This window comes from Paraburkholderia sejongensis (assembly GCF_020880815.1).
GTDB lineage: Bacteria > Pseudomonadota > Gammaproteobacteria > Burkholderiales > Burkholderiaceae > Paraburkholderia > Paraburkholderia sejongensis.
In genome coordinates, this window is the sequence record NZ_JAJITD010000013.1 from 106,817 (window position 1) to 128,806 (window position 21,990).

The 21,990-nt window shown below is 64.8% G+C and carries 14 protein-coding genes; 6 read left to right on the forward strand and 8 right to left on the reverse strand.

What is annotated here, in order from left to right; all coding sequences use genetic code 11:
• Positions 1-2 precede the first annotated feature (2 nt).
• From tssK to LJ656_RS24220, 6 genes are all read left to right on the forward strand, one after another.
• On the forward strand, positions 3-1,352 hold the full coding sequence (tssK, locus tag LJ656_RS24195; protein ID WP_230512046.1) for a type VI secretion system baseplate subunit TssK: 1,350 nt from the start codon (positions 3-5) through the stop codon (positions 1,350-1,352).
• Positions 1,349-2,695: a type VI secretion system protein TssL, long form gene (gene tssL / locus LJ656_RS24200; protein ID WP_230512047.1), complete on the forward strand. Its 1,347-nt coding sequence runs from the start codon at positions 1,349-1,351 to the stop codon at positions 2,693-2,695. The genes tssK and tssL overlap by 4 nt, the downstream gene beginning before the upstream one ends.
• Before the next feature lie 12 nt (positions 2,696-2,707).
• Positions 2,708-6,733, forward strand: a complete 4,026-nt coding sequence (tssM, locus tag LJ656_RS24205; RefSeq protein ID WP_230512048.1) for a type VI secretion system membrane subunit TssM — start codon at positions 2,708-2,710, stop codon at positions 6,731-6,733.
• Positions 6,734-6,829: 96 nt separating this feature from the next.
• Positions 6,830-9,409 (forward strand): type VI secretion system Vgr family protein, encoded by a 2,580-nt coding sequence (locus LJ656_RS24210; RefSeq protein ID WP_230512049.1) that lies wholly within the window; start codon positions 6,830-6,832, stop codon positions 9,407-9,409.
• A 90-nt stretch (positions 9,410-9,499) separates the two neighbouring features.
• Complete coding sequence (locus tag LJ656_RS24215) at positions 9,500-9,766, forward strand: PAAR domain-containing protein (protein ID WP_230512050.1); 267 nt, start codon at positions 9,500-9,502, stop codon at positions 9,764-9,766.
• A 16-nt stretch (positions 9,767-9,782) separates the two neighbouring features.
• Complete coding sequence (locus LJ656_RS24220; RefSeq protein WP_230512051.1) at positions 9,783-13,241, forward strand: RHS repeat-associated core domain-containing protein; 3,459 nt, start codon at positions 9,783-9,785, stop codon at positions 13,239-13,241.
• Here LJ656_RS24220 and LJ656_RS24225 read toward each other — a convergent pair.
• The 8 genes from LJ656_RS24225 to LJ656_RS24260 all read right to left on the reverse strand — a co-directional run bounded on the left by LJ656_RS24225 (position 13,146) and on the right by LJ656_RS24260 (position 21,867).
• The gene (locus LJ656_RS24225; RefSeq protein WP_230512052.1) at positions 13,146-14,558 is read right to left on the reverse strand and encodes a GlcNAc-transferase family protein; all 1,413 of its coding nucleotides are present in this window, start codon (positions 14,556-14,558) and stop codon (positions 13,146-13,148) included. The two genes, LJ656_RS24220 and LJ656_RS24225, sit on opposite strands and share 96 nt — an antisense overlap.
• Positions 14,559-14,596: 38 nt before the next feature.
• Positions 14,597-15,613, reverse strand: a complete 1,017-nt coding sequence (locus LJ656_RS24230) for a fimbrial protein (protein WP_230512053.1) — start codon at positions 15,611-15,613, stop codon at positions 14,597-14,599.
• Between the two features lie 78 nt (positions 15,614-15,691).
• Positions 15,692-16,807: a type VI secretion system protein TssA gene (locus LJ656_RS24235; RefSeq protein ID WP_230512054.1), complete on the reverse strand. Its 1,116-nt coding sequence runs from the start codon at positions 16,805-16,807 to the stop codon at positions 15,692-15,694.
• Between the two features lie 17 nt (positions 16,808-16,824).
• Entirely contained in the window at positions 16,825-17,874 is a 1,050-nt protein-coding gene (gene tssG / locus LJ656_RS24240) for a type VI secretion system baseplate subunit TssG (RefSeq protein WP_230512055.1), read from the reverse strand.
• Positions 17,871-19,751 (reverse strand): type VI secretion system baseplate subunit TssF, encoded by a 1,881-nt coding sequence (gene tssF / locus LJ656_RS24245; RefSeq protein WP_230512056.1) that lies wholly within the window; start codon positions 19,749-19,751, stop codon positions 17,871-17,873. The genes tssG and tssF overlap by 4 nt, the downstream gene beginning before the upstream one ends.
• A gap of 1 nt (position 19,752) precedes the next feature.
• A complete protein-coding gene (gene tssE, locus LJ656_RS24250; protein ID WP_230512057.1) occupies positions 19,753-20,271 on the reverse strand; it encodes a type VI secretion system baseplate subunit TssE in 519 nt (172 codons plus the stop codon).
• Entirely contained in the window at positions 20,268-21,104 is an 837-nt protein-coding gene (locus tag LJ656_RS24255) for a type VI secretion system accessory protein TagJ (RefSeq protein ID WP_230512058.1), read from the reverse strand. Before LJ656_RS24255 ends, tssE begins: the two co-directional genes overlap by 4 nt.
• Positions 21,088-21,867, reverse strand: coding sequence for a TagK domain-containing protein (locus LJ656_RS24260; protein ID WP_230512059.1), 780 nt, complete (start codon positions 21,865-21,867; stop codon positions 21,088-21,090). Before LJ656_RS24260 ends, LJ656_RS24255 begins: the two co-directional genes overlap by 17 nt.
• Positions 21,868-21,990 lie beyond the last annotated feature (123 nt).

Sequence of the window (21,990 nt, forward strand, 5' to 3'; positions counted from 1 at the left end):
CGATGAGTTGGTATAACAAGGTTGTTTGGAGCGAAGGCCTGTTCTTGCGTCCGCAGCTGTTTCAACAGCAGGAACGGTATTTCGAATCGCTCGCGCATCGCCGCAGTGCGCCACTGAGTCCTTTTTTCTGGGGCTTCGGCCGCTATGAGATCGATCAGGAATCACTCGGATTCGGCAAGATCGTGTTCAAGAGCGGAGTCGGCGTATTTCCGGACGGCACACCGTTCGACGTGCCGGGTCTCACGCCGCCGCCGCCGCCGCTCACGATCGGCCCGGAACATCAGGACCAGCTGATTTATCTCGCGGTCCCGCTGCGTTTGCCCAATACCGAGGAAACCGCGTTTGCCGAGCAGAGCGGCTCGCTCGCGCGCTATCTCGCGTACGACACGGAATTGCGCGACAGCAACGCGATCGGGCAAGGACCCAAGCCCGTGCAGCTCGCGAATCTGCGGATGCGGCTGCTGCCCGAGAAGGAGCTGACACAGTCGTGGATCGGCATTGCGCTGACGCGCGTCAATGCGCTGCAGGCCGATGGCGCAGTGTCGCTGCATAGCGCCGAGCACATTCCGCCGGTCACCGCGTACGGCGCGAATCCGCTGTTGCGTGAATGGACGCTGCAGTTGCACGGACTCGCGAGACTGCGTGCGGACGCATTGGCGGCCCGTCTTTCCGGCACCGATGGCCGCACCGGCACGGCAGCCGAAGTGGCGGACTATCTGCTGCTACAGGTACTCAATCGCTATGAGCCGCTGCTCGAACATATCTGCAAGCTCGAGGAGACCGCGCCGGTGGAGCTGTACCGCGAACTGGCGCTGCTCGCCGGTGAACTGTCGACGTTCGTGCGTCCGCAGACGCGGCGTCCGGCGCCGGCACCAGGCTATGACCACGCGCAGTTATACAAGAGCATCAGGCCGCTGGTCGATGAGGTGCACCATCTGCTGAACCAGGTGCTGATTCGCGGCGCGCAGCCGATTCCGCTCACCGAGCAGGCGCATGGCATCCGCACGGCGAGCGTGCTGCCGACCGAACTCGCCGGCTATTCGAGTCTCGTGCTTGCGGTCGGCGCGCAAATGCCCCCCGAACTGCTGCAGCAGCAGTTCCTCGCGCAGACCAAGATCAGCCATCCGCAGCGTCTGCCGGAACTGATCCGCTCGCACCTGCCGGGGCTGACGATGTCGTCGCTGCCGGTGCCGCCACGGCAGATTCCATTCAATTCCGGTTTCGTCTATTTCGAGCTCGCGCGCTCGGGACCGTTCTGGGAGCAGGTCGCGCGCCACGGCGGCCTTGCGATGCATATCGCCGGACATTTCCCGGAACTCAAGCTTGAACTGTGGGGCGTACGTCAAAAATGAGTACAGGTGCACCAGTCGACGACGCGTTCAACTTTCTGGCGGAGCCGGATTCCGGCACCTCGGGCAACGAGCCGCCATCGGTGTTCGCAGCGGGGCGCCCGGCAACGAGTTCGGCCACGGCAGCGGGGGCCGGTCCTGAGCCGGCCGTCGATGCGACCGCGTTCGATCCGCCTGAAGATCTGACCGTCCGCCTCGAGCGCATGGCGCTCGCTCAGAACCCGTTGCGCGAGGCCGCGCAGCCGCTGTTGCGGATGCTGGCCGACATGCCGGCTGCGCTCGAATCGCGCGCCGCGGTCGAAGGCCTGCGTGCGTTGCTGGTACGTGAAGTGAGCGCGTTTCAGAAAGTCTGCGACAAGGCGAATCTGCCGTGGAAGCACGTCGCGGCGGTCCGCTATGCGCTGTGCACCGCACTCGACGAAGCCGCGAACCGCACGCGCTGGGGCGGGGTCGGCGTATGGGCCGCGCGCAGTCTGCTGATCACGTTCGAAGGCGAAGTGGACGGCGGCGAGAAGTTCTTCCTGCTGATCGGCCGGATGGCCACGGACCCGCAGGAATATATCGACGTGCTCGAAGTGCTGTATCGCATTCTCGGCCTCGGTTTCGAGGGGCGCTACAGCGTGGTCGTCGATGGTCCGCGACATCTCGAGCAGATTCGCCAACGTTTGCTCACGCTGATCAGCGGCGCGCGCGACACGCTGCGTCTCGAGCTGTCACCGCATTGGCGTGGCGAAGAGCCGGGCCGGATGCCGCTGCTCAGAAGCGTGCCAGTCTGGGCGAGCGCGGGTGTCGCCGCGTTGACCGTCTTCGCGCTCTTCGCCTGGTACAAGTACGAACTGCTGACCGACACCCGTACGCTCGACGCGAAGATTCTCTCGATCGGTCAGGCGGTGAAAGTCGAACCGACGGTCGTGCCGCAGCGTCTGCGTCTGTCGGTGTTGCTGAAGAACGAGATCGCGCGCGGCCAGGTGACGGTCGACGAAGACGAGCGCAGCAGCAAAGTCGTTTTCAAGGGCGATTACGTGTTCCTGCCGGGCCAGAGCCGGATCCGCCCGGAGTTGGATCCGGTGCTGACAAAGGTCGCGCAGGAAGTCGTGCGAGTCGGCGGCCACGTCACCGTGACCGGCCACACCGACAACCGGCCGATTCGCACCGCGGAGTTTCCGAACAACCAGGTGTTGTCGGAGCAACGCGCGGCGTTCGTCGCTGCTGCGCTGAAGGCGCACGGTATGCCCGCCGATCGCGTGGTCGCGGTCGGCAAGGGCGATACGCAACCCGTCGCCGACAACGCGACGGTGGAAGGTCGTTCCCGCAATCGACGCGTGGAAGTCTTCGTCACGCAATAACGGGAAACCTCCATGTCTTTTCTGAACCGTTTCTGGAAGCTCATTATTTCGCGCCAGGCGCTCGTATTCGCGGCAATTCTCGTTGCCGCCGCGGCGATCTGGTTCATCGGACCGTTGATCGCGTTCGGCGATTATCAGCCCCTGGAAAGCATTTTGTCGCGCACGCTGGCCATCGTCATACTGCTGGCGCTGTTGCTGTTCCTGCTGCTCAACTGGTCGCCCGCGCCGATCGGCGTGGCGCTGCTGGCTCTTGCGCTGTGGTATTTCGGACCGCTGCTCGCCTTCGGCGATGCGCATCCGTTCGGGGCGTCGTGGTCACGGGTGCTGGCCATCTCGCTGCTGCTCGCCGGCTACGCGATCTACCGGCTCTATCGGCTGTGGCAGACCGTGCGCGGCGACGAGGTGATGCTGCAACGCGTGCTGCATCCGTTCGGCAGCAAGGCGAAGGACGCTAACTCAGCGCCGCCGGCGGGGCGCGCGGCAATCCGTGACCTCAATAGCGTGGTCGCGAAAGCGATCGACAAGCTCAAGCGTCTGCGCGGCGGCCCGGCCGGAGTGCGTCGCCTGCTCGAAAGCCAGCGTTACCTGTATGAACTGCCGTGGTACATGGTGGTCGGCTCGCCGGGGGCCGGCAAGACCACGCTGGTTCTGAATTCGGGTCTCGATTTTCCGGACGCCGACCAGATGGTCGCGACGTCGCTCAGCCAGCGCGTGCAAACAAAAAATTGCGACTGGTGGTTCGCCAACGAGGCCGTACTGATCGATACCGCTGGCCGCTATACGGTCCACGACGCGGCAGCGGGCCCGTCGGACGACGGGGCGACCGCGGCCGAGCGGCAGCTCACGAACGGGCAGGAATGGCAGGGTTTCCTCGCACTGCTGCGCAAGCGGCGGCCGCGTGCGCCGATCAACGGTGCGTTGCTGGTCGTATCGGCCGAGGAACTGCTTAGCTGCGCGGCGTCCGAGCGGACCGCGCTGGCCGCGTCGCTGCGCGCGCGGCTGAGCGAATTGCGTCAGCAACTCGGCATCCGCTTTCCGGTCTACGTGCTCGTGACCAAGCTCGATCTGTTGCCCGGTTTCGGCGAATATTTCCAGTCGCTGACCGCGGAAAGCCGCGCGCAGATTCTCGGCTTCACGTTGCCTTATCGGGACGACGACGAGGAGCACAGCCGCGACGCATTGCGTCTGACCTGCGCGGCGGAGCTGCGCGAGCTCGAACGCGGGCTCGAGGACGGCATCAATACGCGCCTGCAGGAAGTCTACGAGGTGGATCGGCGCAAGAAGCTGTATGCGCTGCCGTCGGAATTTCGCAGCCTCGGCGCGGAGCTGACCGAACTGCTCGCGCTGGTGTTTCTCGACTCGAAGTACGACGACGCGCAGTTGAACAGCACGCTGCGCGGCGTCTATTTCACCAGCGCGGCGCAGACCCACGAGGTGGTGCCGGCCGATCGTTCAACCCTGTTGCAGCGGCTGCGCCGCGGGCTGGCCGGACTGTTCGGCGGCGAGTCGAAGGCAGGCCTGTCGTCCTCGGCATTCGCATCCGGCCAGGAAGGGCCGACCGCCTATCGCGGCTACTTTCTGCGCAATCTGTTCCAACGCGTGATTCTCGCAGAAGGGCATCTGGTGCGGCCGAATCTGTACTGGGAGATACGTTTTCGCGCGCTGCGCGTGGTCGGCCATCTGCTCGCGATCGTCGCGGCGGTGTGGCTGCTCGGCGGGCTGATCGTGAGTTACGGCAATAACCGAGAGTACCTGGCCGCGATCGACAAGAAGTCCGACGCGCTCGCCGCGCGCGTCGGAGCGCTGCGTAAAGCGCCGCAGCCCGGTTCGACCGGGCCGATTCTGTCGGCGTCGCGCGATCTGCCGCAGTTTCGCGACGTGGACCTGAACAGCCCGGGCCTGTCATGGCGCTACGGACTCTATAGCGCGCCCGCCGTCAGCAGCGCGGCTGACGAGACCTACGCGAGACTGCTGCGGCAGATGTTGCTGCCGCAAATCGTCGGCCGGTTCGAAACGGCACTCGATACCCAACTCGGCGCACAGGACGCGGACGGCGTCTATCGCACGCTGTCGGTGTACCTGATGCTGTTCGATCGTTCGCACTACGACGCGAAAGCGATCAAGGCATGGGTATTGAACGACTGGGAACAGACGAACAGCGCCGCGTCGCTCGGCGAGCGCAGCGTGATGGCGCGCCACCTCGATGCGTTGTTCGCGGCCGGCGTGCCCGCCACGCCCGCAACGCCGATGAACGCGCCGCTGGTCGCGCGCGCACGCGATTTCCTCGGCCGCAATCCGGCCGCCGGGCGGCTCTACGAACGTGCGATGCAAGCGATGGCGGCCGAGGCGCCGGAGAACGTCACGCTGCTCAGCGCGGCCGGTCCGCAGGCGTTGACGGTGTTCAAGCTCGTCGACGGCTCGACGCTCGAACGGGGCATACCGGGTCTCTATACGTACGACGGCTATCACGAGGTGTTCAATAAGCGCTTGCCCGAGTTTCTCGCGCAGGCGCAAAAAGAGGACACGTGGGTGATGGGCGAGGCAGGCGCGACGTCGCGCTGGCGGGCCGTCGCCACCGGCGACGCGCTGCGCGCGCGCAACGACAGACTCGCCGACGACATCCGCCGCCAGTTTCTGACCGATTACGGCAATCACTGGCAGCAGTTTCTCGACGAAATCAGACCGGCATCCGGCTCGCGTGGCACGTTCTCGGCCGATCTTCAGACGCTGCGCGCGCTGGCAGCGCCCGATTCGCCGCTGGCGCGGCTCGCCCGCACCGCGGTGCGCGAGACCTCGCTGTCGGCGGCCGCCGGCGCGGACGAGCCGGCCGTTACCGACGGCGCGATGAAGCTGCTGACCAGCCGCTCGCGGGTCGCGCGCGCGGCGAGCGCCGTCGCCGCCGCGACCGCCTTCGGCCAGCTGACGCAGCAGAAGATGGAGCGCGAACTGGTCGACAGCCGTTTCGACGCGCTGCGCGAAGTCGTGACCGGCCAGGCCGGTATCGTCACGGCCTCCGCGTCGGGTCCGGCGTCGGCCGCGCAGCCGGCGCCGGTGAGCAGCAGCGCGTTGCGGCTCGATGCGGTGATTGGTCTGATCAACGAGCAGTACACCCGCGTCGTGATGGCCGGCAACGTGCTCGCCACCAACACGATGCCGGCGGTCGACGACCTCGGCGCCACGCTGCAACTCGAGGCGGAAAAGCTGCCTGCACCGTTTCGCGCGGTGCTTGCGGGTCTCGCGTCGCAATCGATGAACAAGGTCGACCGCGGAGTCGGCTCGCTGCTGACGCTGCAGGTCGAATCGAGTGTCGGCGGCGAATGCCGTCGCGCGATCGAAGGCAAATATCCGTTCGCGGCAGGCGGTCAGGACGTCGATATCGACGACTTCAACCGTGTATTCGCGGCGGGCGGGCTGCTCGACGATTTCTTCCAGAAGACGCTCGCGAGCCGGGTCGATACGAGCATCCGGCCGTGGCGGTACAAATCGGTCAGCCCCGGCATGCCGCCGATGCGCGGTCCGAGTCTCGAGCCGTTCGAGCGTGCCGCCGCGATCCGTCAAACCTTTTTCCGCGATCCGGGTGCGAACCGGATGGCCTGGAAGATGGGACTGAAGGTCGTGTCGCTGGACCCGGAAATTACTGATCTGACGATCGACATCGACGGCCAGAGCTTGCGCTATGCGCACGGGCCCGTCACCACTTATCCGATCACCTGGCCCGGACCGCGCGGCGGCTCGATGGCCGGCATTACCGCGAATCCGCGCGTGCGGCCCGACACGTCGACGTTGATGGCCGAAGGGCCGTGGGCGCTGTTTCGCCTGATCGATCGCGGTCACACGAGCTCGACGCTGTCGGCCAGCCGTTCAGCGGTGGATTTCAATTTCGACGACCGTCATGCGGTGCTCGAAATGACGTCCGGCTCGCACTCGGGACCGCAATTGATCGCTTTGCTCAGGGGCTTTCGCTGCCCGGGCCGCGCGGGCAGCACTGCCGAGCGCGCGCCTGTCACCGCAGGGGGGCTCACCGATGTGGCCGGCTAATGTCCGGGAATTTTCCGCGATGAACCGGCCGGTGCCGGCGCGCCGTTTCTCACTGGTTCGTTGTCGACGAACCGAAAATCGAAGCTAGAGGAGTGCATGTCGAATAACGCTTTGAACCAAGTCGCTGTTCAGAATCGCACGGTCACGGTCTCCAGTGCGGCGATGCCTCAACTGCTGGGGCAGCCCGCGCTCGAATTCCTGAAACTGGAAGGGGAGGAAGAGCTCGGCAAGCTGTATGAATACAAGCTGGAACTGCGCACCCCCGACGATACGACGGTGCCGCTCGCCGTCAGCGCGAACGTCGATCTGAGCGCGCTGCTCGGCAAGGAAATGACCGTGACGATCGAACTCGATCAGCCGCTCGGCGTGGCGCTCGACCTGGCCGCCGCGCGGCGCGAGATCACCGGGCTGGTCGCCGAGGCGTCGTATCTGCGTCGCGAAGGCCGTTACAACGTATATCGCGTGGTGCTGAGGCCGTGGCTGTGGCTCGCTGACCTGACCTCCGACTTCAAGATATTTCAGGACAAGACCGTCGTCGAAATCATCGACGAGGTCCTGAAGGACTACCCGTTCCCCGTCGAAAAGCGTCTCGACGCGAGCCGCTATGGGGTGATAGGCGAAAGCCCGCGCAACGAGCCGCGCGCGTTTCAGGTGCAGTACGGCGAGACCGATTTCCGTTTCATCCAGCGCTTGATGGAGGAATGGGGGATTTACTGGTTTTTCGAGCATTCCGACAGCAAGCACCGGCTCGTGCTGTGCGATCACGTCGGCGTGCACCGCAAATCGCAAAACCCCGCGTATCAGACGCTGCGTTTCCAGCCGCAGGAAGGCAAGACCGATGCCGAGTACATCAGCGAGTTTTCCACCACGGAAACGCTGTGCACCGGTCACTACGTGACGAGCGATTTCGACTTTACCCGCTCGCGTGCCGACATGCGCGCGATCAACCAGCAACCGCGCGACACCAGCTGGAACACGCTCGAGCGCTATGAATGGCCGGGCGACTATACCGACGCCGGCCACGGCGCACTGCTCGCGCGGGTACGCATGGAAACGCTGCGCGCGCCCGCGCGGCGCGGCAAGGGCCAAGGCAACGTGCGTGGACTCGCGTGCGGCCAGGCTTTCGAGTTGACGGACTACTACTACACGGCCGCGAACGTCGAGTACCTGGTAATCGGCTCGAAACTGACACTGACCGGCACGCCGGACGAATCGGGGAGTGCCTACGAATACACGTGCAAGAACGAGTTCGCGGTGCAGCCGACCAGCGAGATGTTCCGGTTGCCGCGCAATACGCCGAAGCCGCTTGTGAACGGGCCGCAGTCGGCGGTTGTCGTCGGGCCGCCGGACAACGAGTTGTGGACCGACGAGTTCGGCCGGGTCAGGATTCGCTTCGTGTGGGACCGCTACGGGCGCAACCGCGAAACGGACTCGTGCTGGGTTCGCGTCAGTCAGGCGTGGGCCGGCGCGAGCTTCGGCGGCATCTATATTCCGCGGATCGGCCAGGAGGTCATCGTCGACTTCTGGAATGGCGACCCGGATCGTCCGCTGATCACCGGCAGTCTTTACAACACGATGACGCGACCGCCTTGGGAACTGCCGGGCAATGCGACGCAGAGCGGACTGATGAGCCGCTCGCTGGAAGGCGGCACGCAGAACTACAACACGATCCGTTTCGAGGACAAGGCCGGTGCCGAAGAGGTGATGATCCAGGCGGAACGCGAGATGACCCGCTTGACGAAGGCGAGCGAGTCGCACACCGTGGGCGCCGACTTCACGGTCGGCGTGGCCGCCGAGCACACGCTCACCGTCGGCGCCGGGATGAACGTCTCCGCGGCTGGCCCGTACGTGCTCGACGTGATGGGTGACGTCACGGAGAGGTTCAAGCTTGCGCAGTCGGTCGAGGTCGGCGCCGTGTCGTCGCTGAAGGTGGGCGGCGCGCGTACCGTCTCGGTCGGTGGTGCGCAGGCCGTCACGATCGGAGGTTTGTCGTCGCATACGGTCGGTGGTGCGTATCAGTTGCTGGCCGGCAGTTCACTGTCGATCACTTGCGGTCAGTCGTCGCTGACCATGAGTTCGGACGGTGTGATCAAGCTGATCGGCAAGCAGATCACCGTGCAGGGCGACGACCGGGTCGTGGTGGAGGGGGCGCCGCTCGAACTCAATCCGTGTGATGACGATTGCGGTAGCAGTGGCGTGCATCTGCCGCTCGAAGCGCTCGCCGCGGTGGAGGTTCCGCCGGTCGAGTTGCCGATGCTGGCGTCGGCGTTGCTCGCGGTGGCGAACTTGCCGATTATTTCGCCGCCGGGGATGACTCCGCCAGGGGGGACGGAGCCGCCGACGCAGACGGAGCCGCCGCCGCAGACCGAGGAACCGCCGCAGACCGAGGAGCCGCCGCAGACCGAGGAACCGCCGCAGACCGAGGAGCCGCCGCAGACCGAGGAGCCGCCGGAGACCGAGGAACCGCCGCAGACCGAGGAGCCGCCGCCGACCGAGGAGCCGCCGGAGACCGAGGAGCCGCCGCAGACCGAAGAACCGCCGGAGACCGAAGAACCGCCGGAGACCGAAGAGCCGCCGCCGACCGAAGAGCCCCCGGAGACCGAGGAGCCTCCGGAGACCGAGGAACCTCCAGAGACCGAGGAGCCGCCGCCAAGTACGGTGAGGCAAGAGGCCTAATACGACGCTCGTTCCAACCCGGCAACTGCAGGGCGTAAAGGCTCATGGCAGTTGCCCGGATCTTCAGTTTGCTCAAGGAGCACATTCAGCATGTTTCCAGCAGCCCGAAAAGGCGATGCAATCAAACACGGCGGCGCCGTCGTCACCGGCTCACCGTCTGTATTTATCAATGGACTTCCCGCAGCACTCGTCGGCTTGAGCTGCGCAGTGTGCGGGTTGCACCCGTCCGCCCAGGCAGTCGTACTCGGTTCGTCTTCCGTCACGATCAACAGCTTGCCGGCGGCGTTTGCCGGTTGTCTCGCGTCGTGCGGCTCACCGATCGCTACCGGATCGATGGACGTGCTGATCGGATCGTGATTGCGAGGGTATCGAAGTGACGACTGGAATCGCGGGAATCGGAGGGGAGCTGGTGCAGTTGCCCGGTGTCAAGTTGCCGCTGGCGAGTGCCGGGCCGCTGCTCGACCGCTGCGAGCGGCTGGGCGACGTGGTGGACCGGTATCGGATACGACCCGCGCTGTCGGGCATCCTGTGCGGCTGCGTCGACGTGCCGACCGGGAGCAAGGTCTGCCTGCCCGCCCGCGAAACCGATTTTGAGTTGCGCGGCCGTCTGCCGCTCGGCTGGTCGCGCGGCTATTCGAGTGCGCAGCCAGCAGTCGGTCTGCTTGGCGTCGGTTGGCGTACGCGTTGGGAAGTCACGCTGCACAAGCACGGCGACCAGCTCGTCTATACCGATGAATACGGCAGCACGCTCAGCGTGCCGTTTCCGGAGCGTGGAAAGCAGGTGATCGCAACGTCCGCTCAGTTACACGTCGCGCACCTGAGCGATGGTCGGATCGTCGTGGCGGATCTGCAGCCGCTTTACCGGGTGTTCGGCGAGTTCGACGCAAATGGAATCGCGCGGCTCAAGTACGTCGAAGATCTGGGCAAGCAGCGAATCGGTTTGATCTGGGATACCGACGGGCGCCTGCTGCGGATGCGCGGCACTTGCGGCCACGAATTGCGGATGCACTACGAAACGCTGATGGGCGTCAAAGCGGGCAAACGCCTGAGCGCCGTCGAGTGTATCGACGGCGGCCCCTCCGGCGCGCTGGTCCAGTACGGCTACAGCCAACTTGGCGAGTTGACCCAGGTGCGCAATCGTGCCGGCGAACTCGTGCGTCGCTTCGCGTACCGCGATGGCCGCATCGTCGAGGAAGCCGACGCGCTGGGAATGGCGACGCGCTACGTGTGGCAGAGCGTCGGCGCGACCGCGCGGGTGGTTCAACGGGTCACCTCTGAGGGCGCGCGCGAGCGCTTTACGTACGATGTCGACAGCCGGACCAGCGAAGTCACCGACGTGTTCGGCCGCAGCGCGCGCTGGCAATGCGATGACCTGGGCCGCGTGCTCTCACACACGGACTTCGACGGCCGACGCTACCGTTTCGACTACGGGGACGCCGACGCGCCGCTCACCGTGCAGTTGCCCGGCGAACGGGTGGTGAGGCTCGCCTACGATACGCTCGGACGGTTGGTATCGGAGACGGATCCGCAGGGCAAGACTCGCGCCACGCAGTACGCGTTCGCATCGCGCGCTCCGGTATCGGTTGCGCTCGGCGATGGCCGCGCGTGGCTGTGGGCGCGCAACGATCGCTTGCAGCCGTTGCACTGCCAGACGCCCTCCGGAGAAGTCACGCGCTTCGAATACGGGGCCGATGGCGAGATTGCCCGCGCGACCGACGCGGCGGGCCATGCCACCAGCTTCGAACGTAATGCGTGGGGGCAAGTGATCCGGTGCACGGCGGTCGATGGCGGTACGACGGCCTACGAATACGACGTCAACGGCTACTGTGTCAGCGTGACCGACGCGCTCGGCGCGGTCACACGAATCGAGCGCGACCGTCTCGGCCGGCCATTGACCGTAACGCGCCCAGACGGGCGCGTGGAGCGCCATACATGGAACGCCGCTGGTCAGCGCAGTTCGTTCGTCGGACCGAGCGGCCAGAGCCGCCATTGGGAGCGGGACCGGCGCGGCAACGTCGTGCGTGGGGTCGACGAGGAGGGCCACGTGATCGCGCGCACGTACGATGCTCATGGCCGGCCCGTGCGCATCGAAAGTTCGAACGGCGCGGTGCAAACGATGCAGTGGGATGCGAGCCACTGCGTGGCGATTACCGATGCGGATGGCGTGCAGCGCAGCTTCGACTATACGGAGGCGGGGCTGATCGCCCGCATCACGTGGCAGGCGGGCCCGCTGCAACGCCGGGAAACGTTTGCCTATGACGACGCGGGCGCTCTGGTTCAACGCGAAACCGAGCACAACCGTTACACCTATCGCTACGGTCCACGCGGTTTACTCGAGGGCATCAGCCGCACGCCAACGCAGCGGGGAGAGTTGCTCGGCCTTGGGGCGGACGAAATCCGCTTCGAATACGATACGGCGGGCCGCGTGGTCGCGGAGCACGGCGCAAACGGCGCGCTGCATTATACGTATAACGCGACCGGCCGGCTTGTCGCGACCCGGCTCCCTCAGGGACAACTGGTACGTACGCGCCGCTTTGCAACCGGCGACATCGCGCTCGTCGAACTGGACGACCGGCAGATCGCGCACTTCTGGTATGACGCGATGCACCGCGAGGTCGCGCGTACGCAGGGCCCGTTGCGCACGCATACCGGTTATTCGATGCTGGGCTTGCCGGTGTGGTGGCGTTCTCTGCTCGGAGCCGAGCAGTGCGCGTCGACTGCCGAGCCCAAATGGGCAAGCGAACTGTCGCACGACGTCGACTACAGTCCAGCCGACCTGATCGTCAGAGCCAAGGGCCCGGGCGAAGACCAGAGCTGGTACGACTATGACCGGCGCGGCTGTATGCTGAGACGGGTGTCGGAGCCGCTGGACATCGAGTATTTCACCTGGGATGGCGCTGGCAACCTGCTCGACGCACCCGGTGGCAACTGGTTGCCGGCCGCCCATCCCGATCATCGGCTGCGCGAGTGCCGGGGCTATCGTTACGACTACGATGCGTGGGGCCAACTGGTGCGTAGAAGCGGGCGCGACCACACGTTGTCCCTCGATTGGGATGCGGAGGGGCGGCTCATTGCTGTCCATCGCAACGGCCGCACCGTGCGCTATCAATACGACGCACTCGGCCGGCGCATTTCGAAGCGCGTCGAGGCTGATGCGTCGCAGAGATCTTCGTATCAACCGCAGCAGTCGCCCATACCGGTGCACGACGAGGTCACGCGCTATGTGTGGCAGGGGGCTCGTCTGTTGCAGGAGCAGCGCCAAACCGTAGTACGCACCTACCTGTATCAGCCGGAACCGCCTCGCTCAACCGGTTTTGCGCCGTTAGCATGCATCGACCAAAGCCTCGACGACGACGGCAAGATCGGGGACACGCAGGTCTATCACTATCACACCGATGCAGCCGGCACCGCTGTCGCGCTAACCGACGAATCGGGCCAGTTGGTTTGGAGCAGGCGCTATCGGGCCTGGGGTACTCTCGTTGCGTTGGAGTGGGGACACGGTGACGCAGTGGCTCAGCCTTTGCGTTACGCCGGCCAATACGCGGACGATGAAACGGCGCTGCATTACAACGGTGCGCGGTTCTACGATCCAAGCGCCGGCCGCTACATTAGCCCCGATCGAATCGGCGAGGCCGGTGTCAGCCCTTATCGCTACGCACCGAATCCGCTGACGTGGTGCAATCCGCTCGGCCACGCGCAGCCGCAGACGCGGCCGTACGTTGCCGGCGCGGAAGCGTCATGCGTCGATCTCGCGGCGGACCCGGCTCAGCAGATTGCCGCCCTCGTCGAACAAGGCGACTGTATAGGCGGTTGGGATCCGTTCAAGCTCTGATCCGAAGCTCAGATGGAAGCTCAAATGGAAGTCTAGCCGCTCGTCTTTTCGATATCGCAACAAGCGCTTTGCGTCGACGTGTTCCTCGTGCAGTGTCGTTTCGCCGCTGCCGTGGACAGTGACCGTGGCCGACGTCGCTGCCGGCAGCGTTACCGGGACACCGGGGGCGGCACCATGTTTATCGAAGCTCTTTTGGCGTACGTAGACCCGCAGGTCGTATGCGCGTAGCAGTGATGCTTTCCAGGCCGCCTCGTCCCCGCGCTGTGCGCCTGGCACGGGCGGCTCATGATTGAGTACTGCGGGCTGAACGCCACGCCAGGCGAAGCTGATTCCCGCATAGGCCTCGTAGTCGGCCAGTGTTCGTTCGGTGCCGAGTCCGTATTTGCCGAAATGCTCCGCCGGAGCCGTTTCTCCATCGATGCCGAGCAATGCGCGATTGCGCTGCAAGGAACGCTGGTTGCGCTCATGCCACGGTTCGTCTATTTCGCAGCGGGCCGCGGCTTCGTGATTGTGGTCGTGCCACATCTTCACACGATGAGCACGCGTATATTCGTGCCAGCCGATTATCCGATGCGGGCTGTACAGATCGTAGCCGTGCGTGAATGCGCGGACCGCAATCGAGATCTCTTCGCCGAGGAAAAAGTAGTTTGGATCGTGCTGCACGGTTTCGGCGAAGTGGCCGTCGGCGAACGCGAAATGTGCGCTATAGAAGCGCGTACGCACCGGACGCTCGAGCCTGTCCCAATCCGCCAGGCGTTTGGAGTTAAACAGAACGACGCCTTCTTTGCTGAAAGATGAGTAGGCCATGACGAACGGCACGTCGTCGTTTCTGCCATTGTTTTCCGGGTCGTACATCGGCAGGTAGGTGGTAAGCACCGGCTTAGCGCTTTTGTCGCGCAGCGACTCGAGCATTTCGATGGCCGCAGCGTCCCACGCGTCGATGAAACGATGATGCGAGTCGAGCTGCAACGTATAGCGCTCGCCACGATAGCGCTGCTGGAGCAGGTTGCGAGCCCAGCATGCTCCTTGCGTCATCATGTGCGGGACGTCGATCAGTTCGATTTTCGCGTCGCGATAAGACAGATGATGGATAGTCCGGCCGTCAACCTGTTCCTTGCGCCATTTGCCGATGCCCTCACGCCAGAAAGCGCCGATCGGTTCGTCGGAAGCGTGCTGCCAGCAAACGACGATGCGCAACAGATCGGGACTTTTTGCGTTGTTGATCAGATCCAGCAAGGTGGGAATCAATTGCGAATCGCGATAACTCGCGATCTGCACAAAGATTGAATTCGGCGTTGTCGGAGGTTGAGCGGCCATGCGGGTCGTCATTGCAAAAGGTTGTCGCCGTGTCCGGCTTAAAGAATGGTCATCGTGATCGTCGCGGTTGCCTGAATCCTGCCGGCGGTCGGCGCAACGGTACCGACGCGCAGCACCGTTGCCTCGAGCCCGAACGGAGATTGCATATTGCCGTTCGGCCTATGGACGAGCGTGCTGCCCGGATCGTTGGGCTTCAGGATCGTGCTGCTGGACACTTCTCGCAACCGGATTGCGAGATTGGTCGCGCCGGTGTTCTGTAGCATGCTGGCGTCGTTCGCATCCGGGGTGCCGGACAGCACGGCGGTAATGGAGGCCGGTGGCGTAGGCCCGGTACAGAGCACGGTGAAGTCGACTGGCTGCGTGGGGCCGGCGGTGGTCGATACGTCGGCCGGGCCGAACGTGCCGAAATCGATGTTCAGTGTGCTCGCGTTGACCGCGCAACTGGGCAGCACCTTGACGTTGATACTGCCGCCGGTGATCAGAACGACCTGACTGCCGTCGCCGTTGGCAATGCCGCTGCCGACGGTGTTGAGCACCACGGTCGCGAAGCTGTCGATGTCCCCGGTCTTCACCAGCTCGATGCTGAATTTCGCCCCGCTGAGAAGCTGGGCGAAGTTTGTGTCCCGTCCAGCCCCGGCGATCGTCGATACGAACGGCATAGTGGAATTGTTGCCGCTTGCGCGCATATAGGTCGTCCGAAAGCCGATGCCCGGGATGTTTGTGTTGTAGACGCCCGATACCGTGGAAGGCGTTGCCGCGGAATAGTCGAATGCGATAGTGCCGCCGTTGCCGCCGCTCGTGCAGTCGGCGAAGGTGGTATCGGTCGCGAGAGCGGGCGACTCCCCGGTGGCGATTACCGTGCCAATCGGCAGGTCGGGGTCGATCGACACGGAGGCTTCCTGGAACTGCACGCTGATGAGAAGCTGTTGCGCGGCGCCGAAGCCTGCCTCGATCTCGCCGGCCACCTGCGCCGGCGTCAACTGGTTACAGCTCGCGGAAACGAGACGAGGAATCGCGAAACACACCACAACGAGAAACTGGACGAATGTTTTCATTGGAATAGTTTGGTTTGACCGGCGTACCGTAAGGGGTTGGCGAAAATAGCAAGCTGCGCACTCGCGCGCCGCTTGCCCTCAGTTGTCCATCTCGTCCCACTGAGCTAGCAGCTCGGCTGGAATGACATGGGCGAGTTCCGAAAAGCGCTTGCCCACCATTCGTTCCGATTGACGCAGCAACACGATGACGGGACTGCTCGGTTCGTTTTGTTCGAACCAGATGCGGGTTTCCTGAATGGCGGCGAGTGCGCTCCAGCGATCCATGCTTGCGGCCGTGGCGGCCGGTGCGACGGTAGGCGATGCGGCAAGGGCATCGGATGAGGCCGGCGCGGGGATAGTGGGGGCCGGCGACGCCGCCGCTGCCGCCGCCGTGTCGGCTGCGCCGCTGCCTGCAACGGGTGCCCCCGCAGCGCAGGCACCTTGCGCATCGGCTGGCGCGATAGCGGAGATCGGTGCAGGGCCGCCTTCGAGTTCAGCTTGTGCGAACGGCTGCAACAGGCGCGCGAGCGCGCCGAGGTCCGGCGCATCGGCGCCCAGTGCCGTACTGCACCACTCGGCGATGCCCACGATCGAGCGATGCGCTTCGGCAAACGCCGATACGACCGGATTACGCCTGCCCGACAACTCCTTCAGCAGGCGCGCGACCGATTCCGGCGCAAGCGCATCCTTGTGGCGCGGTAACGCCAAGGATTTCTCGATATCGCGCAAATGCAACTGCGCGCCGGCGGCCTTCGGCAACGCAATGTCGCGTGCGTCGGCCAGCGCGCCGTCCGGGTCAGTGAGACCGGCGATCGCGTTCGCGTACATGGCGGGGTCGCGCTCGCCTTCGAACACCGGCAGCGGATGCAGCGTTTCTCCGTAGCGTTCGAGCAGCGCCTTGAGCAATGCCAGGCCATCGCGCAATCCGGCCGCGCCGTCGATTCGCATCCGGCAGCGCAGCAGAATCACCGCGACGCGAATGTCCTTGGTGCGCAGCAGCAGTGCGCGGCAGGCGCGCTCGATCTCGGCCCAGTTCGCTGCCGGCGGCACTTCGACGAAATTGCCGTACTGCGCCTCGATGCGCGGCGCCGCATCGGCGAGCAGCATGACGAAATCCGGATCGTATTCAAGGTCGGGTCCGGTGGGCGCGTCGGCATCGACCGGTTCGAGAAGATCGAGGTAACGGAACGCGGCGGCGGACGAAGGGGCGTTCATCGGTAGAAACTCCAGAATCAGGCGTTGTATTGCTCGGGTTCGAACACCATGCCGACGACAGGCGCTTCGTCCAGCGATTCGCCGAGCCACGTCGAGTAGCCCAGCCGTTGCGTCGTGCCGGTACGCGCCGGCGGCGCCGCGCGCGGCTTGACCAGCAGCTTGACCTCCCACGCATATTCGTGGCCGACGAAGGCCCGCACCCATTCGACGAAGGTCGGCAGATCTTCGCCGTGTGGCGTCAGTCGCAGGTACTGATCGAGATCGAGCGGCCCGACGACCAGCCGGAATTTGTGTTGACGGTCCGGAATGGCCTCGCCGAGCTGCGCGCAATCGCCGATGATTGCGGCCGGGCCCGGGATGCCGAGCTTCGAGTGCTCCGAGCCGGACAGCAGGATCCAGTGCGGTACGAATTCCTCGACGGTCATTGGCACGCCGAAGTAATGCGACAGCGTTGCGGCGACGCCGTCCGGATTGCGCGCCTCGCGCACGAGGTGTGCCGCCGCGCTATAGCGCGCGTGGGTGGCCAGACAGGAGCGCCGTGCATCGGCCGGGTCGACGCCGCTCAGACTCGCGACGTAGAAAGAGAACGTTTCGTTGTCGGGCCGGTCGAGCGACGCGGTGGCCTGCGACCCGGCCCACGCGCGATAGAACTGCGACAGCGCGCGATGATGAAACAGGTCCACGAGTTCGACGAGCGCGCGGTCCTGATGGCTCTCGACCCGGCTGTAGGCCAGCTCCGTCATGTGAAGCGGCAACGGCCCCTGCGGACCCCACAAGCCGAGCCCGAACAGGCGCACGTCGAGGCGGCCGTCGCGAATGCCGAGTGAAGCGATCTCACGCGGCGCGAACGCGAGCGTTGGCTGCTGGCTGATCCGGAACGGCTCTTCCCGCGGCAGACGCGCGGTGCCCGGCAACGGCATCTGCGGATCACGCGCGGCGATCGCGCGCAACAGGCTCAGAAAGCCGGATCGCCACGGCGTATCCGGATCGAACCACGCGTCGAGCGCTTGTGGATCGAGCGAGCGGGTCGGCGCGCCCGTGCCGGTATGCTGCAGGTCCATACTCATACCGCGCCACGGCCGCCCATGCGCGGCCGCCATTGGGTAATCAGGCCGCGCTGCATCGAACGCAGTTCGGTCTCGGTAAACACGTTGATCGACACGTGACGGGCGAGATAGTGCTCCAGTATGAGACCGAACAGATACGGGCTGACACCGGAAAACCCGGTTTCGTCCACCGTCAGCTCGCAGCGCACGCCGCGCCCGTAGACGAGCAGACCATGCCCCGGCAGGCGCCGCACCACCGGTTCGGTACGCGCACCGACGAGCGCCTCGATCTGACGGGCCTGTTCGTGCTCGCCTGGAGTGATGAAGAGGCCGAGCATGTTGCGCAACGCCTGGCCGCCATCGCCGTGATCGAGTTCCGCGAGCGGCATGTAGTTAAAGCTCAACTGGCGGATCAGGCGCCACGCGGCCGAGCCGCTCGCGTAGGGCGGGCGTGGCGCGCTCGGTGCGAGCACGAGACGCACGCCTTCGATCGGCACCGAATCGGACATCGTGAGATCGGTCTTGCCATTACGCGGGACGAGACGCGGCAGGTCGCGATTCGTGAGCCACGCATCGACCGACAGATAGCGGATGTCGTCACCATAAGGCGCTTCCGTCTGATCGACTAGCGACACGAAGACTTCTGTGCCGATATACGGCGTGCGCGTGCCGTACTTGCGCGCATTGTCCGATAGCGTGCGCTGCTCGCGGCGTATCGAGAAATAGCGGCCGTGATTGCCGATGTCGCTATGCAGGGTTTGATAGAGCGGATTGAATTCGGTCTCGTCCGACGTCTCGGTCTTCTGGCCATGCACGCGCGACACCGAAAAGATCTCGTAGTCGAGCGGCCGTGTACTGTCGGCGAGCAGATGGAAGTCCGCGTGCGCGCGATTGATTTCGACGCGGTCGGTGTGCTTTGGAAACAGATTGATGACGGGGGTGCAGAACAGCAGAAAGCGCGACGCGTCGACGTGGGTGGCCAATTCATCCGGCAGACGGTCGAGCAGCAGCACGATTTCGGCCTCGTTGCTGTTCACCTGCGCGAGGCCGCTGGACAGTTGCGTGAGCGCGAAAAAATAGAAGCGCTGGCGGCACGCAAAATACTCCTGCAGCAGATTGTGGCCGTGGAACGTGTTCCACGTCAGCGGCAGCAAGCCCTGATTGGCCTGCAGCCCTTCGAACTCGACCGGCAGTTTGGCGATCACGTGTCCTTCGCCGCGCGGCGCGCCGAACCTGCGCACCACGGCGGCGACACTGCCGGCATGAATCAACTCGAACAGATGCGACGCGATGCGCTCGTCACCGCCGAGGTAGATGGGCAGGCGGTCGAACCCGGTCATCTGGTCGAAGGTGACCGCGCCGGTCGTGCGCAGGCGCAGCCGCAATGCTCCGCGCAATTGCTGGTGCGGCAGCAAATGGCGGTCGGTGTTCGGAATATCAGGTGGCACGGCGGTCAGTCGCGCCTCCGCGATTTCGATTGGCCACAGCTTGACGTCCTGGCCGCTGCGGAAATCACACGGCGTCTGCTCGCCGGGCGGAATTGCGGAGCGCATCATGCTGTCGCGCGGCACTACCACGCCCTTCGTGTAATCGCCGGCGCTCAGACTCGGCAGCAACTGCGCGACTGCGATCGACGGCGTCGGTGCGACGTAATTCGGATAGACCACTTCGAGCAGCCGCTGCGTGAAGCGCGGAAACTCGGCGTCGAGCTTGATCTGCGTGCGCGCCGACGTGAAGCAGAACGCCTCGATCAGCCGCTCCACGTACGGATCGGCGATCTCGATGCCCTCCATTCCGAGACGGCGCGCGATTTTCGGGTGCTGCGCGGCGAATTCGCCGGCCATCTCCCGCATGTAGGTCAATTCGCGGTTGTAGTAATCGAGGAATTGCGGCTCCATGTCAGTGCTCCCGGTGCGAGTCCTGCGCGAACGTGACGTGGTTCGTTTCGATGTCGAACGCGCTTTGAACCCGGAACTCGAGCGGATACGGTGACCAGTGCATGAGCCCGCTGATTTCGATGGCCAACTGGTTGTAGCGGATTGGATTTTCGCTGTGCACTGGCCTGATACGTAGCGCGTCGGCAATCAGGCGCGGCTCGAAGCGGACGATCGCGGCGCGCACGCTGGCCTCGACGGTCTCCCAGTTGCGATTGGTGAGATAGCTGCCGCATAGCGCGGCGATGCCGTAATTGACGACCGAGTCGGCGACCGCGCGATACCGCGTCGTGTCGAACTCGTCGTCGAGGCTGGTCGTGTTGAACAGAAGGCTCAGATCGCGCTGGATGATCCGATGCATGCGTTCGGCGTCGGGCGCATACGCATTCGGGTGCTCAGTACGCCGCTGAGGCGCGTCGTCGAGCAGACGATCGATCAGCGACGGCAAATAGGCCTGGCGATGGCGGATGTCGGACGCGCTCATGGCTGCTCGTCGTAAATGAAGCGACACTCGCCGATTTGGAGCAGACCGAAGTCGCCGTTATCGGTGCTCCAGGTCTTTTGGCCGAGTGCCAGCACCCCTGTTTCGCCGACGTCTTGCCAACTGGTTTCGCGCGCGATCTTGAGTTCGGTCGGCCCGTTTTCAGAGCCGGGGTAGCGTACCGGCAGATAGCCGCGCAGCACGGTCGCGTTGCGCAGTCCCACCACCGCCGAGCGCCAGACGAGGTCGGTCAGCGACGTGATCGGGCCGAGCGTCAGCGATTTGATTGCGTCGAACGGTACCCAGCGATAGCCCCCGGCGACGGCCAGTTCGCACACCGGACCCAGCCGGCTGTCACTGTCGGTCAGCCACTCGAACGCGCCGATCGTCTCGCTTTCTCCGCGGGTGGTCGGCGCCTCGTCGAAGGCGGCGCGCCGCAACTGGTCGGCGGCAGTCAGGTTGCCCTTGCCGAGTTCGGCGTTCGCCTGCACCAGCGTATTGACCCACGCGGGCAGCGGGTCGATCTCCCCGGGTGTGCGCTGGCCCGCGAACACCTCGGTGCGGAACATCTCGCTCTGGATCAGCCCGCGATACATCTGTGCGCGGGACGTGCCCTCGGGCTCGAGCGTGGCCCACGTCTGCAATTGCTGAAGCGCGCGGTCCCATTCGCCGTCGAGACACAGCAGTTCGAACAGCAGCCAGCGTTCGCGCACGTTCGACGGATGCTTACGCACGTGCTCGACGGTGCGTGCTTTCAGCTCTCCAAGGCTCAACGTGCCGAGTAGATTGTGGAGGGTCGCCGCGGGAAGGGCGAGCGAATCAGTGATCATGTTCATCGGCAATTTTCGGGGCTTCGTCTTCAATTGAATTCGGCATCGGCATGTAGCTGTCGACGCTGACCATATGGTGTTCGGCGCGCGCAAGCTGCGCAGTGGGGCCGGGGCGCCGCGCGGACAGCCCGTGCGGCGCGAGCAACGCGAGAATTTCGTGCGTCTGGTTCGCCTCGAAAATCTGCTCGGCACCGAATGTGTCGAGACTTTCGAGCAGCGTGTCGACGGTCTTGCCCTCAGTCAGCAGATCGACCACCGATGCTTCGGGATGCGAGTGACTCGTGAGCTCGGCGAAGGTGTCGTGCGAGACCCTGATCACCGGGCCGGTACCTTCCGCAGTGGTCGTTTTCAACTGATGTGCGTTATCGCTGCGCTGGCTCAGCAATGCGCGGCGATATTCGAGCGTCAGGGCGCTGAGCGGGTCCGTTTCGTCGGGGTACTCGGTGACCCGCAACGATTCGCTGTCGAGCCCGCCCTGTTCCAGTGGGAGCGGCTCGCGGCCGATCTGCAATAGCGGGTCGTCGGCGCAGCCGTCCGCGAGCGCGAGCAGGTCGCTGAAGTCGGCCGCCGCGGCGGGCAGCGCTTCGCACGGGGGCTCGGACTTTAAAGCAGCCGTCGGTTCGTGCTCGCCGGACTGGTCGGCGTCGATGGGTCGCGTGTCGTCCTGGCCCGAAGCGCAGTCGGCCGAACCAGTGTCCGGCGCGCACTCGTGAGGCGACCCCGGCGCGGGCGGTGGCGGCGCGTCGGGCCCGGTTGTTCTAGCGAACATCCTGAGCGAGTCTGCCGCGAGCGGTGAGTTATCCCAGCGGGCCTGATAGGTGGCCATGGTGCTGCCGCTCAGCGAGCGTGAAAGAAGTTAGCTGGCGACGTGAACATACGAAAAACCCTCCTG

Bases quoted from the DNA above. Each gene is read 5' to 3' on its own strand.
- tssK (WP_230512046.1), top strand. From the start codon at position 3: ATGAGTTGGTATAACAAGGTTGTTTGGAGCGAAGGCCTGTTCTTGCGT.
- tssL (WP_230512047.1), top strand. From the start codon at position 1,349: ATGAGTACAGGTGCACCAGTCGACGACGCGTTCAACTTTCTGGCGGAG.
- tssM (WP_230512048.1), top strand. From the start codon at position 2,708: ATGTCTTTTCTGAACCGTTTCTGGAAGCTCATTATTTCGCGCCAGGCG.
- LJ656_RS24210 (WP_230512049.1), top strand. From the start codon at position 6,830: ATGTCGAATAACGCTTTGAACCAAGTCGCTGTTCAGAATCGCACGGTC.
- LJ656_RS24215 (WP_230512050.1), top strand. From the start codon at position 9,500: ATGTTTCCAGCAGCCCGAAAAGGCGATGCAATCAAACACGGCGGCGCC.
- LJ656_RS24225 (WP_230512052.1), bottom strand. From the start codon at position 14,558: ATGGCCGCTCAACCTCCGACAACGCCGAATTCAATCTTTGTGCAGATC.
- LJ656_RS24230 (WP_230512053.1), bottom strand. From the start codon at position 15,613: ATGAAAACATTCGTCCAGTTTCTCGTTGTGGTGTGTTTCGCGATTCCT.
- LJ656_RS24235 (WP_230512054.1), bottom strand. From the start codon at position 16,807: ATGAACGCCCCTTCGTCCGCCGCCGCGTTCCGTTACCTCGATCTTCTC.
- tssG (WP_230512055.1), bottom strand. From the start codon at position 17,874: ATGAGTATGGACCTGCAGCATACCGGCACGGGCGCGCCGACCCGCTCG.
- tssF (WP_230512056.1), bottom strand. From the start codon at position 19,751: ATGGAGCCGCAATTCCTCGATTACTACAACCGCGAATTGACCTACATG.
- tssE (WP_230512057.1), bottom strand. From the start codon at position 20,271: ATGAGCGCGTCCGACATCCGCCATCGCCAGGCCTATTTGCCGTCGCTG.
- LJ656_RS24255 (WP_230512058.1), bottom strand. From the start codon at position 21,104: ATGAACATGATCACTGATTCGCTCGCCCTTCCCGCGGCGACCCTCCAC.
- LJ656_RS24260 (WP_230512059.1), bottom strand. From the start codon at position 21,867: ATGTTCGCTAGAACAACCGGGCCCGACGCGCCGCCACCGCCCGCGCCG.